Annotated in this window: 2 protein-coding genes; one reads left to right on the forward strand and one right to left on the reverse strand. The window is 68.6% G+C overall.

Annotated features, from left to right (window positions below; translation table 11 throughout):
- Window positions 1-105 precede the first annotated feature (105 nt).
- Window positions 106-1986: a DNA topoisomerase IV subunit B gene (gene parE, locus ACESMN_RS12135; protein ID WP_373053865.1), complete on the reverse strand. Its 1881-nt coding sequence runs from the start codon at window positions 1984-1986 to the stop codon at window positions 106-108.
- 254 nt (window positions 1987-2240) lie between these two features.
- On the opposite strand from parE, the gene trxA reads away from it, so the two are divergent.
- Window positions 2241-3104, forward strand: a complete 864-nt coding sequence (gene trxA / locus ACESMN_RS12140; protein WP_373053866.1) for a thioredoxin — start codon at window positions 2241-2243, stop codon at window positions 3102-3104.
- Window positions 3105-3145 lie beyond the last annotated feature (41 nt).

Genomic DNA, 3145 nt, shown 5'->3' on the forward strand with positions numbered 1-3145 from the left:
AGGCCGGCCAAGCCCCCTGTAGGAGCGGCTTCCAGCCGGGATTCCGAGTGCCCAAGGGCATCGCGGCTGGAAGCCGCTCCTACGCACCGCCCTCTGACGCCGGTTTCAGACCTCGGCGAGGTGGCCCTTACCCTCCAGCCACTGCTTGCGGTCCCCGGCGCGCTTCTTCGCGAGCAGCATGTCCAGCAGGGATCCGGTGTCGTCGCCCGGCTGGATGGTCAGGCGCACCAGGCGCCGGGTGTCGGGATTCATCGTGGTCTCGCGCAGCTGCAGCGGGCTCATTTCGCCCAGGCCCTTGAAGCGGGTGACGGTCACCTTGCCGCGGCGGCCCTCGGCCGCGATCCGGTCCAGGATGCCCTGGCGCTCGGCATCGTCCAGTGCGTAGAGGACCTCCTTGCCCACATCCACCCGGAACAGCGGCGGCATCGCCACATACACGTGTCCGTGCTCGACCAGAGGCCGGAAATGGCGCATGAACAGCGCGCAGAGCAGCGTCGCGATGTGCGCGCCGTCCGAGTCGGCATCGGCCAGGATGCAGACCTTCCCGTAGCGCAGACTGCCGAGGTCCGCGCTGCCGGGGTCGACTCCAACCGCGACGCTGATGTCATGGATCTCCTGCGACCCCAGCACCTGGTCGGGATCGACCTCCCAGGCGTTCAGGATCTTGCCTCTGAGCGGCATGATCGCCTGGAACTCGCGATCGCGGGCCTGCTTCGCGGAACCGCCGGCGGAGTCGCCCTCGACCAGGAAGAGTTCGGTGCGCGACAGATCCTGGCTGGCACAGTCGGCCAGCTTGCCCGGGAGCGTCGGACCCTGGGTGAGCTTTTTGCGCACCACCTTGCGGCCCGCCCGCTGCCGCCGCTGGGCACTCTGGATCGCGAGTTCCGCGATGCGCTCGCCGATCCCCGAATGGCGGTTCAGCCACAGGCTGAAACTGTCCTTCACCACCCCGGCGACAAAGGGAGCGGCCTCGCGCGACGACAGCCGCTCCTTGGTCTGTCCGGCAAACTGCGGGTCCTGCATCTTGAAGGAGACCACGTAGCAGACCCGCTCCCAGACGTCCTCCGGGGCGAGCTTCACGCCCCGCGGAATCAGATTCCGAAACTCGCAGAATTCGCGCACGGCCTCGGTGAGGCCGGTGCGCAGGCCGTTCACGTGTGTACCGCCGAGCGTGGTCGGAATGAGATTCACGTAGCTCTCGGCCACGCCCTCGCCCCCCTCGGGCAGCCAGACCACCGCCCAGTCCACCGCCTCCTGGCGACCCGCCACCGCACCCATGAACGGCTCTTCCGGCAGGCGTTCCAGCCCGGACAGGGCCTCCAGCAGGTAGTCCCTGAGCCCGTCGGCATAACACCAGGTGCAGCGCTCCCCGGTGACCTCGTCGGCAAAGCTCACATTCAGCCCGGGGCAGAGGACCGCCTTCGCGCGCAGCACGTGCTTCAGTCGCGACACGGAGAACTTCGGGCTGTCGAAGTAGCGGGGATCCGGCCAGAACTGCAGCCGGGTGCCGGTATTGCGACGCCCGACCTCGCCCACCTCCTCGAGATCGCTGACCTTCTCGCCGCCCGCAAAGGCCATGTTGTATTCCCGCCCGTCCCGCCGGATCCAGACCTCCAGGTGCCGCGACAGGGCGTTCACCACCGAGACGCCGACCCCGTGCAGGCCGCCCGAGAACTGGTAGCTGCTGTCGGAGAACTTGCCGCCTGCGTGCAGCCGCCCGAGGATGACCTCCACCCCCGGGCGCTTCTCGCGCGGGTGTTCGTCCACCGGCATCCCGCGACCGTCGTCGCTCACCGAGAGCGAGCCGTCCTTGTGCAGGACCACCTCGATGTTCCGCGCGAAGCCGCTGGTGGCCTCGTCCACCGAGTTGTCGATCACCTCCTGGGCGAGGTGATTGGGACGGGAGGTGTCGGTGTACATGCCCGGGCGCTTGCGTACCGGGTCGAGGCCCTCGAGGACCTCGATGTCGGATGCGGAATAACTCACCTGCGGCCTTCCTCCGTATGGGGGCAGGCGGTAGTGTAGTGCGCTTCCCGCGCCCCGCGCACGAATCGCGGCCGGGGGCGCACCCGCCCTTGGCGGTGGCGCGCACCGCCGCCCTCCACCCCGGCCCTCCCCAGCAAGCGGTGGCGGGAGATCTTCATCGTCGGGATGGCGCGGGGCGTGGCCGTCTGCTTGAAATTGGCGGAAGCGGCCCGACAATGTAAACAGCCTTCCAGATTCAGATACCGGAGTCCCTCATGGCAGATGCAAGCAACGACCTCCTCGACGTGACCGCGGAAGACTTCGAGACGGCGGTGATCGAGGAGTCCTTCCGCCGTCCGGTGCTGGTGGACTTCTGGGCCGACTGGTGCGGTCCGTGCAAGATGCTGATGCCGGTGCTGGCCAGCCTGGTCGAGTCATACGCCGGCCGGTTCCGCCTGGCCAAGGTCAACAGCGACGAGCAGCAGGGTCTCGCGGGCCAGTTCGGCGTACGCAGCCTCCCCACGGTGATGTGCTTCCGGCACGGCCAGCCGGTCGACCAGTTCATGGGCGTGCAGCCGGAGTCGGCCATCCGCGCCATGATCGACCGCCACGTGGAACGGCCCTCCGACCGCATCCGCGAGCAGGCGATCGCGAAGCTGAATGCCGGGGATGTCGACGGCGCCGTGGCCGACCTGCGCAGCGCGGTGGAGAACGATCCGGACCACCACGCGCTGAAGATCGACCTCGCCGAGGCGCTGTTGGCGGCCGGAGACGCCGCGGGCGCCGAGGCCCAGCTCAACATGCTGCCGATCGACGTGCACGAGCAGGAGCCGGTGAAGCGTCTGCGCGCGCGGCTGGTATTCGCGAGCCGGGCGAACGGGGCCGATCCTGCAGCACTGGAGAGCAGGCTGCGCGACAACGAGTCCGACCCGGAGGCAATGGAGCAGCTGGCCGCCGCCTACATGGTGGCCGGGCGCAGCCAGGAGGCGATGGACCTCTACCTGAAGCTGATGCAGCGGCACCGCAGCTACGGCGACAACGCTGGCCAGAAGGGGCTGCTGGCGGCCTTCGAGATGCTGGGTCCCCGCCACGAGCTGGTCAACCAGTACCGCCGGAAGATGGTCGCGCTGCTGTACTGAGGGGCATGCGGGAAGGGGGATTACCCCCTCCCGGTCCCCGG

Source organism: Thioalkalivibrio sp. (assembly GCF_041690275.1).
Taxonomy (GTDB): domain Bacteria; phylum Pseudomonadota; class Gammaproteobacteria; order Ectothiorhodospirales; family Ectothiorhodospiraceae; genus Thioalkalivibrio.

Bases quoted from the DNA above. Each gene is read 5' to 3' on its own strand.
- trxA (WP_373053866.1), top strand. From the start codon at position 2,241: ATGGCAGATGCAAGCAACGACCTCCTCGACGTGACCGCGGAAGACTTC.